The sequence below is a fragment of the Streptomyces milbemycinicus genome (assembly GCF_002154605.1).
GTDB classification, from domain to species: Bacteria; Actinomycetota; Actinomycetes; order Streptomycetales; family Streptomycetaceae; genus Streptomyces; species Streptomyces milbemycinicus.
Window position 1 is genome coordinate 1 of sequence record NZ_MUNE01001234.1, and the last position, 363, is coordinate 363.

Here is a 363-nt window from a genome sequence, read left to right on the forward strand (position 1 = left end):
GCGGAGCGGCTGGAGGCCGCGGCGCGCACCCTCAACCTGGGCCTCGACAGCTTCGTATTCCTCGACGACAACCCGGTCGAGATCGCCGCCATGCGGTCCGCGCTGCCCGAGGTGCTGTCCGTGACCTGCCCGGCGGCCGGGGAGTTGGCNNGCTGGTCCCCGCGGCGGCCACGGCGGAGGACTCGCTGCGCGCGGAGTTCTACCGCCAGGAGCGGGCCCGTGACGCGGTGCGCGAACGGGCCGGGTTCGAGGAATTCCTCGCCCAGCTGGACCTGGAGGTCGACATCCGACCGCTGTCCGAACCCGATGTCCAGCGCGCCGAGCAACTCGTACGCCGCACCAATCAGTTCACCCTCCGCGCCC